The following is a 20,127-nucleotide window of genomic DNA, read 5'->3' on the forward strand; positions in this document are numbered from 1 at the left end:
CCTCAGGCGGCGCTCTTTTTCTGGGGAGCCCCGCCGAGCATCGGCAGCGCAAGGCCGGCGATCATCTCGCGCAGTTCCTGCCGTGCCGCCAGATGGCTGACGCCCAGCTCACCGAGATGGCCGCGATCGAGCAACGTCAGGCCCGAGGGGAACAGTTCGCGGAAGATCACGCGTTCGGACAGGCCGGGAATGACGCGGAAGCCCACGCGGCGGGCGAGTTCCGAGAGCGCATCGCCGACGCGCTTCTGGTTGCGCGCTTCCATGTGATGCAGGCGGTTGCGCAGCACCACCCAGTCGATCGAGGCGCCGTCGGCCTTCGCGCGGGTCTTGCGGGTTTCCCACATCAGTTCCGAGTAGAAGCTCAGCCGCTTGACCTTGAAATTCTCAGGATCGACCTGCCCGATGAGGTCGAAATCGACAAAGCTGTCGTTCATCGGCGTGACGAGCGTGTTCGCCGCCGCCGCGGCATAACGCGCCATCGGATCATCGCGGCCGGGCGTGTCGATGATGACGACCTGCGCCTGGCTGGCGGCCTTGGCGATCGCCTCGTTGAGGCCCGCCGTGCTGTCGCCATCATAGACGGCGTAGCTGGGGGAGGGCAGGTCCACCTCACGGCGGCGCGCGGTCGCCTCGCGATTCTCAAGGTAGCGAGCAGAGGTGCGCTGCCGGTGATCGAGGTCGATCAGGGCCACGGACACGTCCTGCGCAGCCAGCGCGACGGCGGTGTGGACGCAGGTGGTGGATTTGCCTGTGCCACCCTTTTCATTGGCAAAGACGATGAGATGCGGCGCGGCGCTGGACATGGGCTGGGTCGAAACTCTTCCTGGGTGGTTACGGCCTCTTGACCGTCCGGTCAGGACAAGCGAAGCCAGCCCCGACCTTCTCCGCCGGCCTTATCGGAGCCTCGTGCCGCGTGCAAATCTTCCGTGACCTTCCCTCGCTCAGAACCGGTCTCGCCTCGCTGCGGGCGGATGCGGGCCGCATTGCCTTCGTCCCCACCATGGGGGCACTGCACGCCGGGCACATGGCGCTGATCGCGGAAGCGCGGCGCCGGGCAAGCCATGTCGTCGCGTCGATCTTCGTCAATCCCACCCAGTTCGGCCCCAATGAAGATCTGTCGGCCTATCCCCGCCGCGAGGAGAGCGATGCCGCGATGCTGGCGCAGGCGGGCGTTGCCGCCCTGTGGCTGCCGGACGTCGCGACCATGTATCCCGCCGGCTTCACCAGCCATGTGAATGTCGATGGCCTCTCCGCCCGGCTGGATGGCGAATGGCGACCCGGCCATTTCGAGGGCGTGGCGACGGTCGTCACCAAGCTCTTCAATCAGGTCCGGCCGGACATCGCCTGTTTTGGCGAGAAGGATTATCAGCAGCTTGCCATCATCCGGCGGATGACGCGCGACCTCGATCTGGGGGTCGAGATCGTCGGCGTCGAGACGCAGCGCGACCATGACGGCCTCGCCCTCTCGTCCCGCAACGCCTATCTCACTGCCGACCAGCGCGCGCGTGCGGCCGCCTTGCCGGAGACGCTGGTCGGGGCAGGGGAGGGCATCAGCGCCGGTGAGGATGTCGCCGCCGTGCAGGCCTGGGCGATCCGCTATCTGCTCGATTCGGGCTTCGATTCGGTCGATTATTTCCTGCTTAGCGATGCTGACACGCTGGAGCCGATGACCCGGCTGGACCGGCCCGCGCGCCTGCTGGTGGCGGCGCGGATCGGCAGCACGCGCCTGATCGACAATATCCCCATCCACCCCTGAAGACATGCCCGAGCAAATCCGGGCGCTAACATCCCTTCTGCCCCGTTAACCATTTCGCAAGAGCTGGCGTGCTTGGTTGCGGTATCGCGAACCTGTGTTTGGGGGGAATTCGTGGGTACAAGCATGAACAATGCCAGGGTCCTGATCGAAAGCCGCACGCGCGCCGCGCTCGGCAATGCGCAGGCCTGTTTCGATCTTGGCGTGGCCTATAGTTGCGGCACCGGCGGCCTGTCCGTCGATCTTGTGGAAGCGCATCGCTGGTTCAATCTGGCTGCGCAGGCAGGCAGCCGCGAGGCACAGACCTGCCGCGCTGAAATCGCCGAGGAAATGACCGCGCGGGAAATCGCCGAGGCCCAGCGCCTCGCCCGCGCCTGGACGATCGAGACCAGTCAGCGCGTCGCGGCTTGATCGGCTTTAGCCCGCGTCTCCGCCCTTGCGGAATGGCGCGCGTTCATCCAGCCATTCGCGTTCATCGGCGACGGCGGCGGCCTCGCGCTCGACGAAGTCGGCCACGGCGCGCCTGAAATCGGGATGCGGGATGTAATGCGCTGAATAGGTCGGCACCGGCCGATAGCCACGCGAGAGCTTGTGTTCACCCTGCGCGCCGGCCTCGACCCGGGCCAGGCCCCGCGCGATGGCGGCATCAATCGCCTGATAATAGCACAGCTCAAAGTGGAGGAACGGCACCTCCTCGTTGCAACCCCAATAACGCCCGTACAGCGTATCGCCGCCGATGAGGTTGAGCGCCCCGGCAATCGGCCGTCCGTTACGATAGGCGAAAATCAGCAGAACCCGGTTCGCCATGCGCGCGCCGAGCAGCGAGAAGAAGGCGCGGGTGAGATAGGGGCGGCCCCATTTGCGGCTGCCGGTATCCTGATAGAATTCCCAGAACGCATCCCAATGATGTTCCTCAATGGCGTCACCGGTCAGGTGCCGGATGTCCAGCCCGGCCTGCGCCTTGGCGCGCTCCTTGCGCAGATCCTTGCGGTGGCGGCTGGAGAGACGGGCGAGAAAATCATCGAAGCTGGCATAGCCTTCATTGGCCCAGTGGAACTGGCTGCCCTGGCGGATGAGCCATCCCGCCGCGCGGTACAGGTCGCATTCCTCCGGCGTGATAAAGGTCGCGTGGGCGGAGGACAGCTCATTCTGGTCGACCACCGCCTCGATACCGGCGATCAGCGAGGGGCCTTTACCGGCGTCGCGCAGCAGCAGGCGCGGGCCCGGCACGGGGGAGAAGGGCGCGGCGATCTGCAGCTTGGGATAATATTGCCCGCCAGCGCGCTCCCAGGCGTCCGCCCAGCCATGGTCGAACACATATTCGCCCTGACTATGGCCCTTGAGATAGGCCGGCGCTGCGGCGATCAGGGTGCCACGGCCGTCTTGAATGGTGATCGGCGCTGGCGACCAGCCCGTGCCGCGGCCGACGCTGCCCGATTCTTCCAGGATGGAGAGGAAGTCGTGGCTGACGAAGGGATTATCCGGGCCGGCGCAAGCGTCCCACTGCGCCTTGTCCAGCGCCGCGACGGATTGGGTGAGGTGGACGGTCAGCGCGTCGCTCATGAGGACGGCGCCTCTCGGTGCGCCAAGGAGGGCGGAGAGCGAAACGGAGCGACGTCGTGCAGCACGTGCGGAACATGGGGCGTCTGGCGCGAAATTGCCAGTGCCCGCAGGTCCATCGCGCCCAGGGCCGCCAACATGCCGGCCGGGCGCGGTAGCTCAGTCGCGGATCTGCACGATGGCGTCGATTTCCACCGATGCATCCAGCGGCAGCACTGGTACGCTCACGGCGCTGCGGGCGTGGCGGCCGGCATCGCCGAAAATGCGGACCATCATCTCCGAGGCACCATTGGCGACCTTGGGCTGATCGGTGAACTCTGCGGTGCTGGCCACAAAGGCGCCGAGCTTCACGATGCGCTCGACCCGGTCGAGATCGCCGCCCAGCGCCGCTTTCATCTGCGCCACCAGCATCAGGGCGCAGCGTTCTGCAGCCGCGACGCCCCAATCGAGATCGCGCTCGCCGCCGATCTTGCCTTTCATCAGGGCGCCATCGGCCGCGAAGGGCAGCTGGCCACTGATGTGCAGCAGGTTGCCGGTCTGCACCGCAGCCACATAAGCGGCGACGGGAGCGGCGGCTTGCGGAAGGGAGATGTTCTCCGCGGCGAGGTGTTGGTCGATCTTGCTCATGGGCGGAGCCAGAGCATGAGGCCGCAGACGCGTCAAGACCGGCTAGGACAACGCCCCGGTGGCAATCGCGTCATACTCGTCGATGCGGGCCATGATCCATGCCTCGGCACGGTCCCAGTCGTCGATCCGCTCATGCGCCTCGCGCACCGGCTCGACATGGGGGGCGAACTCGGGCTCGCCGACCATGTGCAGCCGCCAGCATTCCGGCACGTCCCGCGCAACAGAAACATGATTGGCACCCAGATCGTCGATGAAGATGCTCAGGCCCGGCTTGCGCTCGTCCAGCAGCTTGCGCACCGCCGGCCCCTTGCCGCCGCGATTGCCGATCACCGGATAGGGGAGGCCGTGCGCATGGATCTGGTCGGCGCGGGCCTGCGCGCGTTCCTCGCCGATATTGGTGACGATCACGATGTCTGCCCGCTGTGCGATTCGCGCCATCGATTCCACCGCGCCGCGAATTGGCGTCTGGCGATGCATCTCCGTCTCGAAGAAGGCGCCCAGCAACGTCCAGACCAGTTCGCGCTCGATCAGGTCGCCGCTGGTCTTGTGGCGCAGTGCACGCTCGAAACCGCCGGAGAAGCTGAAGTCGATGCCGTGCTGCTCTTCCAGCCAAGACCGGAAGGGGACGACCATGTGCATCAGCACTTCGTCGCAATCGCTGATGATAAGCGGGCGGCTCATCGGCCGAGCCGCTCGCGGGCGGCGACGAGATCCGCCGGCGCGACTTCCAGGGCTTCCGCGCAGGCCAGGAGGTCCGGCTCGTGATTGATGACAAAATCCATCAGCGCGCCCAGCGTGGCCGGGTCGGTCAGGGCTTGCCGCAGCGCATCCGGCTCCAGCCCGGTGAGGCTGAGCATCCGTTCGGCACGGACCGAATCAGCCACAATCCATCCCACGAGGCGCAGCGCCATGGTTTCATCATCTTGAGGGATCGGATAGGTCCGCATTGTTCACCTGTATGCCGGGCAGCGGGAGGTTCTCCCCTGCGCGGCTGCAAAAATGGCTTTGTCCATCGGCATAAGGACTGTTCGTGTCAAAACGCATATTGGTTGTCGAGGACAATGAGCTCAACATGAAGCTCTTTTGCGACCTGCTCCGCGCGCATGGGCATGAGACAGAGCCGGTGCGAGACGGGCGGGAGGCCTTCGCCCGCGCATCCGCCTTCCAGCCCGATCTTATCATCACGGATATCCAGTTGCCGCATGTGAACGGTCTGGACCTCATCGCCTCCTTCCGCGCGGACGCGGCTCTGGCAGAGACGCCGATCATGGCTGTGACAGCCTATGCCGCGCCGGGCGATGAAGCACGGATTCGGGAGGCAGGCGCGAATGCCTATGTCTCCAAGCCGATTTCGGTGCTCATGTTTATGAATGTCGTCAACGGACTCATCGCGCCGACTGCGCTGGCGAGCTGAGCCTACCCGGCACGCCATCGCCCAACTTCATCGCCAAGCTGCCGCACGCAAAAAGGCCCGGATCGCGCGATCCGAGCCTGAAGCGTCATGCACAAGCGAGCGGACCGACAGGCCCGCCGCGGCACTTACTTGATCTTGGCTTCCTTGAACTCGACGTGCTTGCGCACGACGGGATCATATTTGCGGAAGGTGAACTTCTCGGTCTGCGTGCGGGGGTTCTTCTTGGTCACGTAGAAGAAGCCCGTGTCAGCGGTGCTGACCAGCTTGATCTTCACTGTGGCGGGCTTCGCCATGGCCAATTCCTCAAATAATTGAGCGACCTCCCTGCGGGCAGGTGCGGTGCGCTGACATACATGCAAAAGACGGGCTCCGCCTCTGGCGAGACCCGTTCGGCGGCGGCCAATGCGGGAAAAGCCGGCCCTTGTCAAGGGAAGGAGTCGCCGCAGTCGCCGCTCTTCGCTGCAAAACCGAAGCTTAACGATGGGCGCTTATGGTGCCGTTGTCACAAGCCTGACTCGCGAGGCTGGCAAGAACCGATTCGCGATGGACAAGGCGGGATGGGAGAATCGGGATGTATCAAGGCTCGGACCGTCTGGTTCGCGATCAGATGCTTGGCCGCATTGAGGCACTGGAGGGGGCTTGCACGGGCCTGTCCCTCTTCTCCCTGTGCGAGCGGCTGGAAGATTTGCGGCTGTTCGCGCGCCGGCATGACTTTGCCGCGGTGGAAGGACTGGCCAGCCTGCTGGAGTCGGTGGTGGCCTATAACGGCCACCGCCAGGTCGCGCAGACCTATCTCACGCTCATGCGGGACGCTGCCCAAGGCGATTCGGCTGCGCCCCAGACTGCGCGCGTCTACCTTGCCGCGGCCGCCCTGCGGGGGTGTCGCTGATCGCTTCATTGCGCCGGCGCATAAGTGTTGATTGATTTCGTCGATCAATCTGTGCGGGCCTATCTGTTCGTCATTCCGAGTTCCATCTGGCATAAGCGGGGCGTGGGGAACGTTCGACGTTCCGAAATTTACGTCAGACACATCAACCATTGGAGGCCTTTCATGACAGACAAAGCGCTCAAGACGCCCACGGACCTGAAGGGAAATGCCATCAAGGCCGTCGCCGACGCGCTGAATGGCCTGCTGGCGGATAGCTATGCGCTTTACCTCAAGACCAAGAATTTCCACTGGCATGTCTCCGGCCCGCATTTCCGCGACTATCACCTGATGTTCGATGAACAGGCGGCCGAGATTCTCGCGACGACGGATCTGATCGCCGAGCGGATTCGCAAGACCGGCAACACTGCGCTGCGCTCCATTGGCGACATCGCCCGCAAGCAGAGCATTCAGGATAACAATGACGACTTCGTCTCCGCTGCGGACATGCTGGCGGAGCTGCGGGCCGACAATATGGCGCTGGTGGAATCGCTGCGTGCCGCCAAGGAACTGGCCGAGGCCGCCGGCGACAATGCAACCGATGGGCTGATCGACGACTGGACCGATCAGGCCGAGCAGCGGGCGTGGTTCCTGTTCGAAACGAGCCGCAACGGCTGATCCATTTGGACTGAGCCATCGCCGCGCTGCAGTTGCGGCGATGGACACACAAAAAGGGCCGGGATTTTCATCCCGGCCCTTTTTCTTGCGAAGTGAGTCGCCTGTTACTCGGACTTGGGCTCGAGATTCACGGCGGCATATTTGCCACGACGGTCGACTTCCAGTTCGAAGTCCAGACGGTCGCCTTCCTGCAGCGAAACCATGCCGGCACGCTCGACAGCACTGATGTGCACGAACGCATCGGGCTGGCCGTCATCGCGCTGGATGAAGCCGAAGCCCTTCATGGCGTTGAAGAACTTCACCGTGCCGCTGGCCCGCTCACCCGTGAGCTGACGCGACGGTCCGCCACGCTGCTCGGCCGGTGCGCGGTCTGCAGCGCGCTCGGGAACCGGGAGCGGCTCGCCGTCGATCACCAGATCGGTTGCGGAAATCTTGCCGCCACGGTCCACCAGCGTGAACTTGAGCTGCTGCCCTTCGGCAAGGCCGGTCAGGCCAGCCTGCTCGACAGCGCTGATGTGCACGAACACGTCTTCCGCACCATCGTCACGGACGATGAAGCCGAAGCCCTTCTGGGCATTGAAGAACTTGACCGTGCCGGAGCCTTCGCCAACGACCTGCGCGGGCATGCCGCCACGACCGCCGCCGCCGCCACCACCGCCACGGAAGCCGCCGCCACCTCCGCCGCCGCTGCGGAAACCGCCGCCGCCGCCACCGCCGCGGTCACCGAAACCGCCGCCACCGCCGCCGCCGAAGCCGCCGCGATCGCCAAAACCGCCGCCGCCGCCGAAGCCGCCGCGATCACCGCCGCCGCGAGGTCCACCGTAACTGCTGCCACCATATTCCGGAAAGGCGTCGAACTGGGGTTCTCCGAAGCTGTCCCGCTTGTCCCTGCCGCGACCGCGGCGCCCTCTATCAAAACTCATGCCCTGTTAATCACTTTCGCTCGTCCACTCTCGATCCGCACCCATGCCGGACGACATGCACAGGGACTCGACCAAGGCCACACTCGGCCAAGCATCGCTATAGCGGCCTTTTTCGCAAAGCGCGAATGATTTTGGCGCAATTGCCGCGCTGAACGTCGATCCCGCTCGCGGGCGACATCGGCCCGATCCGCAGCGCTGGGGAGGCGCTCTGCCGTCTTGCCTTTTTCGGAGGTTTCCCTGGCCCGGTCATGCAGCTAAGAGGAGCGGCATGACCGTTTATTTTCATGAAGAAGACCTGCCTGCCGATGTGCTCGCGCCGGGCGCCGTTGCCATCGATACCGAGACGATGGGCCTGATCACCCCGCGCGATCGCCTGTGCGTCGTGCAGATCAGCGATGGGCAGGGCGATGAGCATCTCGTCCGCTTCTCGCCGGGGAGCAGCTATGCCGCGCCGAATCTGCGGGCGGTGATCGCCGATCCCACGCGACTCAAGCTCTTCCACTTCGGCCGCTTCGACATCGCGGCGCTTCAGCATTATCTCGGCGTGCTGGCAGCGCCGGTCTACTGCACCAAGATCGCCTCGCGCATGGTGCGTACCTATACCGATCGCCACGGCCTCAAGGAGCTGGTCCGCGAGCTTCTGGGCATGGACATCAGCAAGCAGCAGCAGAGTTCCGACTGGGGCGGCCCGGTGCTGAGCGAGGCGCAGCGCGATTATGCCGCGTCCGACGTGCGCTTTCTCCACCAGTTGAAGGCGGAGCTGGACATAAGGCTGGAGCGGGAAGGGCGCACCGCGCTCGCCCAGGCCTGTTTCGACTTCCTGCCACACCGGGCACTGCTGGATCTCGCCGGCTGGCCGGAGACAGATATTTTCGCCCATGCGTAAAGGGCGTGCCCTGCGCGGGACGTCCGGGTCCGAGGACGAGCTGGCGCCATCGGCGCTGGCACGGGCCGAGCACAGCCGGCTGCAGCGCTGGGCCGCGCCCGGCGGCAGCCATGACCGGCTGGTGACCCTGCTCAAGCGGGTATTGCCGATCTCTGCCGGCGTGCTGGGCGCCTTCCTGCTGGCGGCGCCGTTCACCCACCAGACCGAGGTCAGCTTCGTGCTCGACAAGAACAAGGTCGATGTCGCGAGCGAGCGGTTGAAGGTGACCGAGGCGCTGTATCGCGGCGAAGATGGCGAGGGCCGGCCCTTCTCGCTGCGTGCCGGCTCTGCGCTGCAAAAGACCTCGCGCGATCCGATCGTGCAGCTCAACGAGCTGGAGGCGCGGCTGCAGATGGAAGGCGGCGGCGCCGTCGTCACCGCGCGGCAAGGCAATTACAACATCGAGAATGAGACGGTCGCGGTCAACGGGCCGATCCAGTTCCAGAGCGCCAATGGCTATCGGCTGACCACGCGCGATGTCGACATTCGACTGCAGGAGCGGGACTTGCGCAGCCGGGGCGATGTCGAGGGGCGGATGCCGACCGGCACGTTCCGCGCCGATCATCTTAAGGCCGATCTGGAGGGGCGCACCGTCACGCTGGAGGGCAACGCCCGCTTGCGCATGGAGCAGGTCGGGCGCTAAGGGCATGTCGATGCGCAGACCCTTCCTTCTTGTCGCTGCCGGCGCCCTGGCCGGGTCCACTCTGGTCGCGATTGCCGGCGTTGCCGATGCGCAGGTTCTGCGGGGGCACAATACACGCGCGCCGGTCGATTTCTCGGCGGACCGTATCGAGGTGCAGGATCGCGCCGACCGCGTCGTCGTCTCCGGCAATGTGCAGGTGACGCAGGCCGGCATGACCATGACGGCGCAACGTCTTACCGTGGCCTATCACAACACCGGCGGCATCGAGATCGACCGACTCGACGCCTCGGGCGGTGTCGTCGTGACGCGCGGCAACGAGCGGGCCAGTGGCTCGGTCGCCATTTATGATCTCAATCGCCGGCTGATCACCATGATCGGCAATGTGCAGCTCAATCAGGGCGGCAACCGCCTGACCGGTTCGCGCCTCGTCATCGATCTGGCCAGTGGCCGCTCGACGGTGGACGGCTCTGCCGCCGGTGGCGCGCCGGGCACCACCCAGTCGGGTGGTCGCGTCTCCGGCACGTTCCAGGTTCGCCAGAGCGGCGATCAGTAGGAAAAGGCCGGACGCAGCGCCAAAAAGCTTGCCTTTTTCGCTGCCTTGAACGATTCGGTCTCCATGCAATTTTCCTGCCAGATCGTGGAAGCTGCGGAGGAACGTCGGTTCGATAGGGCCGGCGATCAGGATGATCTGGAAATGAGGACAAGGCGATGAGTGAGGCAGACACGATGCGCGATCCCGCAGTCGCGGACGACCCCGCCGGCGCGTCAGAGGATCATCGGCTGCAGGTCATTTCCATCGCCAAGAGCTACGACAAGCGTACCGTCCTCGCCGACGTCAGCCTGGAGGTCGGCCATGGCGAAGTGGTCGGGCTGCTCGGGCCGAACGGTGCAGGCAAGACGACCTGCTTCTATTCCATCATGGGGCTGGTGAAGCCCGATTCGGGCCGCATCCTGCTGGAAGGTACCGATATTACCGGCCTGCCCATGTATCGTCGCGCGATCCTGGGTCTGGGCTACCTCCCGCAGGAAACCTCCATCTTCCGCGGCATGACCGTGGAGCAAAACATTCTCTCGGTGCTGGAACTGGCCGAGCCGGACAAGGCGGCGCGGGCACAGAAGCTGGAGACGCTGTTGGAGGAATTCGGTCTGGCCCGCCTGCGCGCCAGCTCGGCCATGGCACTCTCCGGCGGTGAGCGGCGGCGCTGCGAAATCGCGCGGGCGCTGGCGGCCAATCCGTCCATCGTGCTGCTCGATGAGCCCTTCGCCGGCATCGACCCGCTCTCCATCGCGGATATTCGCGATCTGGTGAAGGATCTCAAGACGCGCGGCATCGGCGTACTCATCACCGATCACAATGTCCGTGAGACGCTGGAGATCGTCGATCGCGCCTGCATCATCTACGATGGCAAGGTGTTGTTTGCCGGCAGCCCCGCGGAACTGGTCGCCAATGCCGATGTCCGCCGCCTCTATCTGGGCGAGAGTTTCTCGCTGTGATGGCGGGCCGGTCGCGGACAGGCTGAGGGGCAGCACCACCCATGGCGATGGCGCCTCGCCTCGATCTTCGGCAAAGCCAGTCGCTGGTGATGACGCCGCAGCTCCAGCAGGCGATCAAGCTGCTGGCGCTGTCCAATCTGGAGCTTGAGGCATTCATCGGCGGCGAGCTGGAGCGCAATCCGCTGCTGGAAGCCGGCACGGACATCGCGCTGCCCGCGCGCGAGCAGGCTGAGCTTCCGGACGGCGTCGAGCCGCAATCGGGCCCCGACGCTCCGGCCGACGTGCTGATCGGCAAGGGCAGCGGCGAGGCGGACGGGCCGCTGGATGTCGATCACGGTGCGGAGACCTTCATCGATGATGGCCCAAGCGACCGCGCGCTGCCGGGCGGGGCGGACCCCGGCCGGTCCTCCGCTGACTTCGGTGCGGATGGACCGGATTTCGACAGTTTCGCCGCGCCCGAGCAAGGGCTTTACGAGCATCTGATGCACCAGGCCGGTGCCGCGCTCTCCGGCCGGGCGCTGATGATCGCCGAGCAGCTGATCGGCCAGATAGACGATGCCGGCTATCTGGAGGCCGATCTGCTGGAGACCGCCTACCGGCTGGGCGTTCCGCTGGCGGAAGTAGAGGCGGTGCTGGCCGTCATCCAGGGGTTCGATCCCGCCGGCATCGCGGCGCGGAGCCTCAGCGAATGCATCGCGCTGCAAGTCAAGGAGGCGGATCGCTATGACCCGGCCATGGCAACGCTGATCGCCAATCTCGACATTCTCGCCAAGGGCCAGATCGCGCATCTGCGCAGGATTTGCGGGGTGGATGAGGAGGATATGGCGGACATGATCCGCGAGCTGCGCGGCTATGATCCCAAGCCCGGGCTGCGCTACGCCAACGATCGGCCTGCCGCCGTGGTGCCGGATGTGCTCATCGCGCCTGCGGGGAATGGCTGGTCCGTGGAGATCAACGGTGCAACGCTGCCGCGCATCCTCGTCAATCGCCGCTATCATCACCAATTGGCGAGCGGCGCGCGGGACAAGACGTCCAAGGCCTGGGTGTCTGATTGCCTTGCCAGCGCCAACTGGCTCATCAAGGCGCTCGACCAGCGCCAGCGCACCATCCTACGGGTGACCGAGGAAATCCTGCGGCGGCAGGAGGGCTTCTTCCGCCATGGCGTGGCCCATTTGCGTCCACTTACTCTCCGCGTGGTCGCCGATGCGGTGGGGCTGCACGAGTCCACGATCAGCCGGGTGACGAGCAACAAATATCTGTCTTGCCCGCGCGGGACCTATGAGCTCAAATTCTTCTTCACCAGCGCAATTGCCGCAGCAGATGGCGGTGAGGCAGCCTCTGCCGAGGCAGTAAAGAGCCACATCAAACAGTTGATCGCCGACGAGCCGCCAAATGCGATCCTCTCGGATGACTCCTTGGTAGACCTGCTGCGCGAGCGCGGGTTCGACATCGCTCGGCGCACGGTGGCCAAATATCGCGAGGCGATCGGGCTGGGATCGTCCGTGCAGCGCCGCCGCCAGAAAGCCCTGGGGGGGCGATAACAGCGCGGTTTAGTCGAGCACGCGGGACATGCGGCGCCCGGCAAGGATGCCGAGCACCAAGAAGATCCCGAACAGCGCGAGGGCGATGAAGAACAGCACCTTCGCAATCCCGACAAACGCCCCCGCCACGCCGCCAAAGCCCATCAGGGCGGCCGCACCGGCGATGAGCAGGCTGAGGATGGCAAGACGGATCATGAGGGGCTCCTGTTGCTGACAGTGGTTTTAACGTCTCGCGCAGGGCGGCGGTTCCCGGCGGGGTGGGGGAGGACGAGCGACACGCGGATATCCCTACGTAAATCTGCCGAACCCGCCCGGCCGGGGCGCCCACCGGTGGGCGGCATTGCTTCGTCAATGTTGATGCGCGAAGGCACCTTGCGAAACCCGCGCGACCCCGCTAGGGCGCACGGCTCCAGTGCATGCGGAGCGGTGGCCGAGTGGTCGAAGGCGCTCGCCTGGAAAGTGAGTATACGTCAAAAGCGTATCGAGGGTTCGAATCCCTCCCGCTCCGCCAGACTCCGAACATCAGCGGTTCGGGGTGAACCAAAAAACGATTAAATTCAGACAGTTTAGTGAAATTATCAGGATTATCAGTTTATGTGGGATCGCCAAAGATCGCGTGAAACCGGCGCCGAAGTTATGCCCAATGGTATGACTTAATTCCTAGCCGGGGCGTTGATGGCGCCGCGTCCTGCTAAACTGAACGTCAGCAGATCGATCCACTCACGCAGCCTGGGAAGCTGGTCAGAGACAGAAGCGCCCCTGAATCCATTTTTCTCGCGCTTGTCAGAGATGAAGCAATTCTATCAGAATTCAAGAAAATCAACTGCTGGCACGATAGAGTCAGCTTTATGTCTGCTGCGGTGAAGCACGCAGCGGGCAGCAAAGCAGCGGCCAGGGTCAGCGCTTTGGTAGGTGTTATCTCGACAGCATCAAAAACGGAACGGGGTAATTCATTGCTTTTGAATAGCTTGCCAGAGTCTGCCCACCAATTTGACGGCGTGCACGGCCGAAGCATTCACTCATGCGACATTGACGGCAGAAGCGGTTAGTTGAGCACAGATGGAATTGTGACAGGACGATTTCCTTTCAGACACGCGAATTATGGAGGAATGTCATCTCCGCAAAACACGTGAAGAGTGCGAAGAAATCCGGAACCTGCTGGGCAGAATTTTGGACCGAAGACTCTCTGAGGTAGCGAAGCTGGATTAAGATAATCCTGTTGTAAGAGCAGTTGGACATATCGGAGTGGCTTTCGGTCTCCAAAACGCTTAAAGAGAGATTAGGCTCAGGACCTGTTAAATTGCTTGCGTGAAGCGTCCTCGGTTGGTTCAACTGCAGCACTGAGGAGGTGCCGCGATGCGTGCTCCGTTTTTTGCAGAGCGAAGCGCAGATGCGCCGGAGCGAGCCAGTTTTTCCGTTGTCGCACAGTGTGCCGAGAGTCGATAACCGGCGGATCGTTTCGGGCATGATCTACGTTATCAAGCACGGCTTGATGTGGCGCGATGCCCCCACAGATTATGGCCCGCACAAGACGATCTACAACCGCTTCATCCGTTGGAGCCGCTTGGGCGTATTCAACCGTATCTTTGCAGAGTTGGCGGCCAAGGCGGGCAAGCCCGACCGGATTATGATCGACACCACCCACCTCAAGGCGCACCGGACGGCGGCCAGCCCGTTAAAAGGGGGGGGCTCTTTCCCGATTTATCGGACACACCAACGGCGGTCTGAACTCGAAGCTCCAGCTGTTTGCGACGGTTTGGAGCGACCAATCATGATGCTGCTCACCGAGGGGGAAATGAGCGACCACAAGAGCACATTTTGCTGCTTCCCGCCTTACCTAACGCCAGGGAACTGCTAGCGGACAAGGGCTACGACAGCGATTGGTTCCGGGCAGCACTGGCCGAACGTGGCGTCACACTGCGCATCCCGCCACGGTCAAACCGCAAGGTCCAATACCATTACGACAAGACACTCTACCGCCAGCGTCACAGAATCGAAAATGTCTTTGGTAGGATCAAGGACTGGCGACGCATTGCAACCCGCTACGATCGCTGCACACACATTCATGTCCGCCATCTCCATCGCCGCAACCTGCTGCTACTGGTTGTGGTCAATGAGTTCTGAGTCTAAAATGTTGGGGGACTTACATTACGGGCATGCGCGGGCTTGAACAATTCGGCCAGAGCAGTTTCTCCTATACTCAGTCAATGTGACCGCTTAAGAGTCAGATTTACGGTTTCGTGCTGCTGAGCCGGCTAAAAGGACAGTCGCATTAAATGACTAAGGACGCAGAAGATTCATATCTTAGTATGATCGGCGAATAAGCCGCCGTCATGCTTTGAGGAAGCCCTTTTCTGATCAATATTGCGAGGTCAACTTGTCATCTATAGGATCGCTAATTTCATTAATCTATCCCGTTCGGGCTCGTTTACTTGACTTGGGTTGCAATAGCGGATGGATTGGCAGGTTCTATGCGCGGCGCAGGTTTGACGTAGTCAGCAAGGATCGGGCCCCAGATAAGATCAATCTGGCGCATCAAAACAAGCATCAGAGCAACACCGATAGAGCACTACGGTTCATAACATCAGAATATGAAACACTGCCGTTCAAACGGGAATTTCGCTGCGCCGTATTTTGCGATTGCCTGCACCATGCTGATGATGAATCAGCTGCGATCCGATCGGCCTATGGGGCGATCAGGCCTCGCGGCGTCTTGCTGACCCATCAACCAAGCGTGGGCCATTCGCCGGCTCCCGTATCGTTGGAGGCGATGCGCCTTTACGGCGTGAATAAACGCGATATGACCCAAACATGATTATTGGACTTGGCCGTGAGATCAGCTTTAGCAGTGCGCGTATCTGATGCAGGATAAATTACGAACCCTGTCCTGCGGCAGATCGCCGCCGCGCTTGATAAATACGGCGGGATCACGGTTGGCCGAGCGCGTCTTGCGTTTAGCTTTCAATGCATTCGACCGTGCAAGTTCGATGGTAGATATGATAACTAGAAACGGTGTCGACTATGCGTCGCGAGTTTTGACGGTGTTACGATTAAGCAGTAAGATTCCAGAATACCTACTTTCAAGGACAAAATCACTCCTCAGAACATGACGAAATTCTGGTCCGTATGCTAAGTGCTCAACACATAATAACGGAATTTTGAAACCAAGATGGCTGACGTAATATTTAATTCCGCTGATGCGCTCCTGTCCTTAAGTGACGATGCATTTATTGATGCTGCTTATATGGCGCTAATGGGGCGAAAGGCCGATCAAACGGGTAAATATTTCTATACGCAGTTTCTCGAATTTGGTGGCGACAAAATCGATGTTATAGCGCAAATTGCCAGATCCAAAGAAGCTCGGGACTTCAATGCCAACATTGCGGGATTGAAGAAAATTTTATGGATTTCCAAGTTGAATGGACTGCCGGTCACGCCCCGGTATTTCAAAAAACGTCGGCTACTTGCAAAGAGGATGGAATCTTCAATTATTCTAGCCCGGGTCGGGGAGTCCTTGCCAGAGATAAGCTCTGTTTACGACATCCTTGAATTATATGATCAGACTTTTGTAAACGCTGCTTTTGAGTCCGTTCTCGGAAGGCCTGCCGATGTCAAAGGGATGCGGCATTACCTTTTTCTTTTGCGATCCGGTGTCGACCGGCGGCAGTTGCTCGCTGACCTCTCGAATTCGAAGGAAGGGCGCGAATATAATGCGAGCCTCCCCGGCCTGAAAGCCGAGATAAGGCCGTTTAATGGCTTGCGCAGGGCCACAACAGCCCTGAAATCACGGCTCAATCGATCCAAAAGTCAAGCAACTAGAATTGCCGCCATTGAGAACATGCAGCACGCTTCCGACGTGCGAAATGAACAGAGATTCTTGGAACTGCGCGATTTGGTGAAATCGCAATCTTATGAGCGGTCTGCCTTCACGCCTCCTCCTCTTGGTAGCGATTTCGCGCTAGTGCGATCCGACTTTCGCGGCCTTCATGCACAAATCAGAGAAAAAAGCGATTTTCTTGGGCTGACTAAGGACGCGGGAGGCAGCAGACTGCCCAGCGGATCCAGATTGATTATTTACTATGTCGATCACACGATCAATTGCCCGGCTAATACAGGAATGCAGCGTCTTGTACGGCAATTGGCGCGCGGGCTAGTCGAAGCGGGCGAAAACATTCGCTTCGTAAAGTGGATACCCGAAGACAAGCGGTTCGGTCTCATCAACAAGGCTGAGCTAAATCATTTGGCAGCGTGGAACGGCCCCAAGCTGTCTGATGGCGAGATTGCACGCTATCCAGATGCTGACAGCGTTCGGAACGATCTGCAGGATCCACTAGAAACACTCGACTGTTGGTTTCTGCAGCCCGAAGTCAGTCACATCACCTACCACGACGTACCCCCGACCGTGGATGCGATCTTGGCAGCGCGGGCGCTCGGCGCAAAAGTCGCGGCAGTCTACTATGATGCAATCCCGTTGCGCCTGCCCTCATATGCGGCCGGATTAGACGCGCACGAAAAATATATGCAAGGCCTGCTCCTAGCTGACCTCATTCTTCCGATATCGGAACGGTCGGCCGAAGAGTTAAGGTTGTTTTTTGCCCAGCATCAAAGAGCTCGGTCTCTACCAAGTATCCGCAGTGTGCTGCTGCCGGGTGAAACCAACTTGGCAGACCGGGTTCGCGCCGTTGAAACGCCACTCGAAAATATCATTCTTTCCGTTGGATCGATGGAGCCGAGGAAAAACCATAGTCGGTTGATAGAAGCGTTTCATTTGTTTTCGCAAACGGCTTTGGGCAAGGAGTGGCAACTCGTACTTGCTGGCAATATCCACAGTGATGTCGCCCCGTTCATTAAAGCGGGAATGAAGAAGAATCCGAGCATAAAATTGGTACCACATCCCACTGACGAAGAACTAGATCGCCTTTATCGGTCTGCCAGCTTCACCGTCTTTCCATCGTTGGAAGAAGGGTTTGGCTTACCGATTCTAGAAAGCTTGTGGTATGGTGTACCGTGCATCTGCGCCAACTTTGGTGCCATGGCCGAAGTCGCCGAAGGTGGCGGAACGTTTACTATCAACACGCGCGAAGTGGGCGACATTGCAAGCGCACTGAAAAGGCTGGCCGGCGATAGCGACCTGAGGGAGAAGCTTCGAACACAAGCGACAACGCGCGAAATAAAAAGTTGGGCGGGATACGCGCAGGAAATTGGGGCCTGTTTAGCCACAGCATCTGACCATGCGGCAAGACTGAACTCAATCTACTTCTGGATCAGCGACACCGCCACGCAAGTCTTCAATACTGGCATTCAGCGTGTCATCCGGCAAAGCGCTCGCGGGCTCATGGAGCAGGGCTTAAAGCTCATCCCGGTTGTTTGGGATGCCGAAGCAAAGCGTATGATACCGGCCAACCCAGAGGCATTGCTGCATTGCGAAAGGTGGAACGGCCCACGTGTTAGCGACTGGGCCGAATGGATCGAGCCGTCAAACCATCAAGCCCCCAAGTGGATAATGGTCGGCGAACTTGTACACATCTATCTGGATGACGTGACTACCTATGCCCGTGAACAGGGATTGAGAACCGCCACCATTTTTTATGATGCCATTCCCTACAAAATGCGATCGATGTACAATCAAGAGTGGGTCAAAAATCATGGGAAATACATGGAAGACCTCATCGCATTCGACAAAGTCTTTGCGATATCAGCATCGGCTCGGGCAGATCTCATAAACTTCTTCCTCTCGACCTCACAAAAGACCCATAGCGTTGATCATCGCGTTGTAACGCTCCCCCTACCTTGCGAACTCGTTGGGTATCCACGCAACCGAAAGATCAAAAAGAATAATTCGGAACAAATAAATATTCTGATGGTCGGGTCGATAGAACCACGCAAAAATCAACTCCTTCTTTTGGAGGCTTTTTCTCGTGCATCCTTCATCTGCTCCAAAGAGCTGAATCTGACGATCGTAGGTAAACCAATGCAGCCATGGCCGGAAATGACGGAGATGATGCATACGAAGTTAGAAACCATTCCCAATTGCGAATGGCTGATAGACATAGATGATGATCGTTTGCACCAACTCTACGAGGGCGCCGATTTCACTATTTTTCCGTCTTTAGAAGAGGGCTTCGGCTTGCCGATTGCGGAAAGTCTCTGGAACGGCCGCCCCTGCATCGTGCACCAGACTGGTGCCGTGGCTGAAATCGCTCAAGGGGGAGGATGCCTCACAATCGACATGAAAGACAAACAGGCTATAACGGATGCTATTTTGGAAATGGCGGAAAATGAGAGGTTCAGGCGAGAAGTTGCAGTCCAGTCAGTAACCCGTGAACTGAAGACATGGAACCAATATGCCCGTGAAATAATCGAACAACTGTCACAGGACAGGCTGAGTGACGCTCTGCTCATACAAGAGGGTATCGTCCAAAGAGATGTTCGTGTTGAGTTGCCGAATCTGCGTCCGCGGCCAAAATTATCGATTTGCATTAGCACCTATAACCGAGCAGGCTGGCTTGGCGTCAACCTAAAGAATATCTTTTCGCAATTGCCTAACCCTAGCGAAGAGATCGAGATACTTGTGGTGGATAATACGTCCACCGATAATACCAGTGAGATCGTTCGCCCCTATTTGGACCGACAGGATTTCCGCTATCTCCGAAACTTGAAAAACGTGGGCATGCTAGGGAATTTGACCGTCACTGCACACGAGGCACGCGGGGATTATATATGGATACTGGGAGATGACGACCTAACAAGAGCAGATGCAATTGACCGGGTATTACGCGCCCTCAAGGATCATCCGGATGTAGCACTAGTTTACCCGAATTATGCATATACTTATGAAACAGAGCCCGCGAATGCTCAGGACATGGAGGCGTTTTTGGAGCCCTGCCCAGCGATCGTGCCCGCTGGGCCAGACCTTTATGCACCTGTCAAGGTAGTTGCTTGTCAGAACGAGAACCTGTTCACCGCAATCTATTCATTGATATTGCGGAGGGATCACGCGTTGCGGGCCTATTCACAGGATACGTCAGGTCGCGCCTTTTCAACGATGAGGACGGCAATACCGACAACCTACTATGTTTTAAATTACATGATGGAAGAACCAGCGTACTGGATCGGCGATCCGATAGTCGTGGTCAATTTCAACGTATCATGGAATGCGTATGCCTCTCTCTTCATCCTTGAGCGTTTTCCCGAGGCGCACGACCTTGCCGAACGCCTCGGGTCGGACGGTGAAGCTATGGATCGCTGGCGGGAACATTTTCTCTCGAGCCTGAGTCATTACTGGAGGGAAATCTTTGAGAATGATCCGTTAAACAACGCCGCGCATTTTTCTCCAGAACGCGTTGTCTTGCGCTATAAACATCTAGATGGGTTCAGAAAAATCGCGCCAAGAATGCGCGAAGTTTATGATCATGCCTATCGAAACCTTCATCCCGCCGCAAATCTTCCCCCGGAAGTTCTGTTCGCCACCATTTAATCGTTGAGGACGTGCCATCAATGCATCATTTCGCGCAATTCGCTTGTCTAAACCTAACAGTCTGTTGTGCGTGTTAGCGATAATTGGCAAAACCGAGATAGTGGCCAACGCATGCGATAGTTCCTTATGAGAGCGGATGTGCAAAGGCGAGGCAGACTACTAAGGCACGACGTTTTGAGGTAACGGTCGACGTTAGCGCAAAACTCACTAGGGCCGGGACCCATAAA

General features: G+C 60.1%; 20 protein-coding genes, 1 tRNA gene and 1 pseudogene. 14 read left to right on the top strand and 8 right to left on the bottom strand.

Translation table 11 applies throughout. From position 1 onward, the window contains the following. Positions 1-2: 2 nt before the first annotated feature. Positions 3-803, bottom strand: coding sequence for a division plane positioning ATPase MipZ (locus tag M2334_RS02905; RefSeq protein ID WP_181558565.1), 801 nt, complete (start codon positions 801-803; stop codon positions 3-5). A gap of 110 nt (positions 804-913) precedes the next feature. Here M2334_RS02905 and panC point away from each other — a divergent pair, with 110 nt between their 5' ends. Next, positions 914-1,756, top strand: coding sequence for a pantoate--beta-alanine ligase (gene panC, locus M2334_RS02910; RefSeq protein ID WP_264585801.1), 843 nt, complete (start codon positions 914-916; stop codon positions 1,754-1,756). 111 nt (positions 1,757-1,867) lie between these two features. Next, the gene (locus M2334_RS02915) at positions 1,868-2,164 is read left to right on the top strand and encodes a hypothetical protein (protein WP_264571930.1); all 297 of its coding nucleotides are present in this window, start codon (positions 1,868-1,870) and stop codon (positions 2,162-2,164) included. Between the two features lie 6 nt (positions 2,165-2,170). On the opposite strand, the gene M2334_RS02920 is transcribed toward M2334_RS02915, so the two are convergent. From M2334_RS02920 to M2334_RS02935, 4 genes are all read right to left on the bottom strand, one after another. Next, the gene (locus tag M2334_RS02920; RefSeq protein WP_264593813.1) at positions 2,171-3,316 is read right to left on the bottom strand and encodes a GNAT family N-acetyltransferase; all 1,146 of its coding nucleotides are present in this window, start codon (positions 3,314-3,316) and stop codon (positions 2,171-2,173) included. 156 nt (positions 3,317-3,472) lie between these two features. Then, positions 3,473-3,940, bottom strand: coding sequence for a RidA family protein (locus tag M2334_RS02925; RefSeq protein ID WP_264571932.1), 468 nt, complete (start codon positions 3,938-3,940; stop codon positions 3,473-3,475). 42 nt (positions 3,941-3,982) lie between these two features. Further along, positions 3,983-4,621, bottom strand: coding sequence for an HAD family hydrolase (locus M2334_RS02930; protein WP_264593814.1), 639 nt, complete (start codon positions 4,619-4,621; stop codon positions 3,983-3,985). Next, complete coding sequence (locus M2334_RS02935) at positions 4,618-4,887, bottom strand: DUF3572 domain-containing protein (RefSeq protein WP_264593815.1); 270 nt, start codon at positions 4,885-4,887, stop codon at positions 4,618-4,620. Before M2334_RS02935 ends, M2334_RS02930 begins: the two co-directional genes overlap by 4 nt. Positions 4,888-4,970: 83 nt before the next feature. Between M2334_RS02935 and M2334_RS02940 the strand changes: the two genes are divergently transcribed. Then, entirely contained in the window at positions 4,971-5,354 is a 384-nt protein-coding gene (locus tag M2334_RS02940) for a response regulator (RefSeq protein WP_181558572.1), read from the top strand. Positions 5,355-5,479: 125 nt separating this feature from the next. Here M2334_RS02940 and rpmG read toward each other — a convergent pair whose 3' ends face one another. After that, positions 5,480-5,647, bottom strand: coding sequence for a 50S ribosomal protein L33 (gene rpmG / locus M2334_RS02945; RefSeq protein WP_181558573.1), 168 nt, complete (start codon positions 5,645-5,647; stop codon positions 5,480-5,482). Positions 5,648-5,925: 278 nt separating this feature from the next. Here rpmG and M2334_RS02950 point away from each other — a divergent pair, with 278 nt between their 5' ends. Together M2334_RS02950 and M2334_RS02955 are read left to right on the top strand one after the other, a co-directional pair. Further along, entirely contained in the window at positions 5,926-6,243 is a 318-nt protein-coding gene (locus M2334_RS02950; protein WP_181558574.1) for a hypothetical protein, read from the top strand. A gap of 162 nt (positions 6,244-6,405) precedes the next feature. Further along, positions 6,406-6,897, top strand: coding sequence for a Dps family protein (locus M2334_RS02955; RefSeq protein ID WP_181558575.1), 492 nt, complete (start codon positions 6,406-6,408; stop codon positions 6,895-6,897). A 104-nt stretch (positions 6,898-7,001) separates the two neighbouring features. Here the strand turns inward: M2334_RS02955 and M2334_RS16655 are convergent, their stop codons facing one another. Beyond that, positions 7,002-7,820 (bottom strand): cold-shock protein, encoded by an 819-nt coding sequence (locus tag M2334_RS16655; RefSeq protein WP_319801314.1) that lies wholly within the window; start codon positions 7,818-7,820, stop codon positions 7,002-7,004. 268 nt (positions 7,821-8,088) lie between these two features. Between M2334_RS16655 and M2334_RS02970 the strand changes: the two genes are divergently transcribed. The 5 genes from M2334_RS02970 to rpoN all read left to right on the top strand — a co-directional run bounded on the left by M2334_RS02970 (position 8,089) and on the right by rpoN (position 12,423). Further along, positions 8,089-8,706: a ribonuclease D gene (locus M2334_RS02970; RefSeq protein WP_181558577.1), complete on the top strand. Its 618-nt coding sequence runs from the start codon at positions 8,089-8,091 to the stop codon at positions 8,704-8,706. Continuing rightward, entirely contained in the window at positions 8,699-9,388 is a 690-nt protein-coding gene (gene lptC / locus M2334_RS02975; protein ID WP_181558578.1) for an LPS export ABC transporter periplasmic protein LptC, read from the top strand. Before M2334_RS02970 ends, lptC begins: the two co-directional genes overlap by 8 nt. 10 nt (positions 9,389-9,398) lie before the next feature. Next, positions 9,399-9,941 (top strand): LptA/OstA family protein, encoded by a 543-nt coding sequence (locus tag M2334_RS02980; RefSeq protein WP_264574928.1) that lies wholly within the window; start codon positions 9,399-9,401, stop codon positions 9,939-9,941. A 173-nt stretch (positions 9,942-10,114) separates the two neighbouring features. Continuing rightward, positions 10,115-10,882 (top strand): LPS export ABC transporter ATP-binding protein, encoded by a 768-nt coding sequence (lptB, locus tag M2334_RS02985; protein WP_264595350.1) that lies wholly within the window; start codon positions 10,115-10,117, stop codon positions 10,880-10,882. 41 nt (positions 10,883-10,923) lie between these two features. Beyond that, positions 10,924-12,423 carry an RNA polymerase factor sigma-54 gene (gene rpoN / locus M2334_RS02990; protein ID WP_264604747.1) on the top strand — a complete coding sequence of 500 codons (1,500 nt, stop codon included), beginning with the start codon at positions 10,924-10,926 and terminating at the stop codon, positions 12,421-12,423. Positions 12,424-12,432: 9 nt separating this feature from the next. Here the strand turns inward: rpoN and M2334_RS02995 are convergent, their stop codons facing one another. Then, on the bottom strand, positions 12,433-12,618 hold the full coding sequence (locus M2334_RS02995; RefSeq protein ID WP_264571939.1) for a DUF1328 domain-containing protein: 186 nt from the start codon (positions 12,616-12,618) through the stop codon (positions 12,433-12,435). Between the two features lie 225 nt (positions 12,619-12,843). Here M2334_RS02995 and M2334_RS03000 point away from each other — a divergent pair. The 4 genes and pseudogenes from M2334_RS03000 (at position 12,844) to M2334_RS03010 (ending at position 19,900) form a co-directional block, all read left to right on the top strand. Next, positions 12,844-12,934: transfer RNA gene (locus M2334_RS03000), tRNA-Ser, on the top strand. 879 nt (positions 12,935-13,813) lie between these two features. Beyond that, a pseudogene (locus M2334_RS03005) lies at positions 13,814-14,593 on the top strand (IS5 family transposase). A gap of 207 nt (positions 14,594-14,800) precedes the next feature. Next, entirely contained in the window at positions 14,801-15,238 is a 438-nt protein-coding gene (locus tag M2334_RS16700) for a class I SAM-dependent methyltransferase (protein ID WP_413716133.1), read from the top strand. A gap of 354 nt (positions 15,239-15,592) precedes the next feature. Then, positions 15,593-19,900, top strand: a complete 4,308-nt coding sequence (locus tag M2334_RS03010) for a glycosyltransferase (protein WP_264593817.1) — start codon at positions 15,593-15,595, stop codon at positions 19,898-19,900. Positions 19,901-20,127 lie beyond the last annotated feature (227 nt).

Source organism: Sphingobium sp. B11D3D (genome assembly GCF_025961755.1).
Lineage (GTDB): Bacteria > Pseudomonadota > Alphaproteobacteria > Sphingomonadales > Sphingomonadaceae > Sphingobium.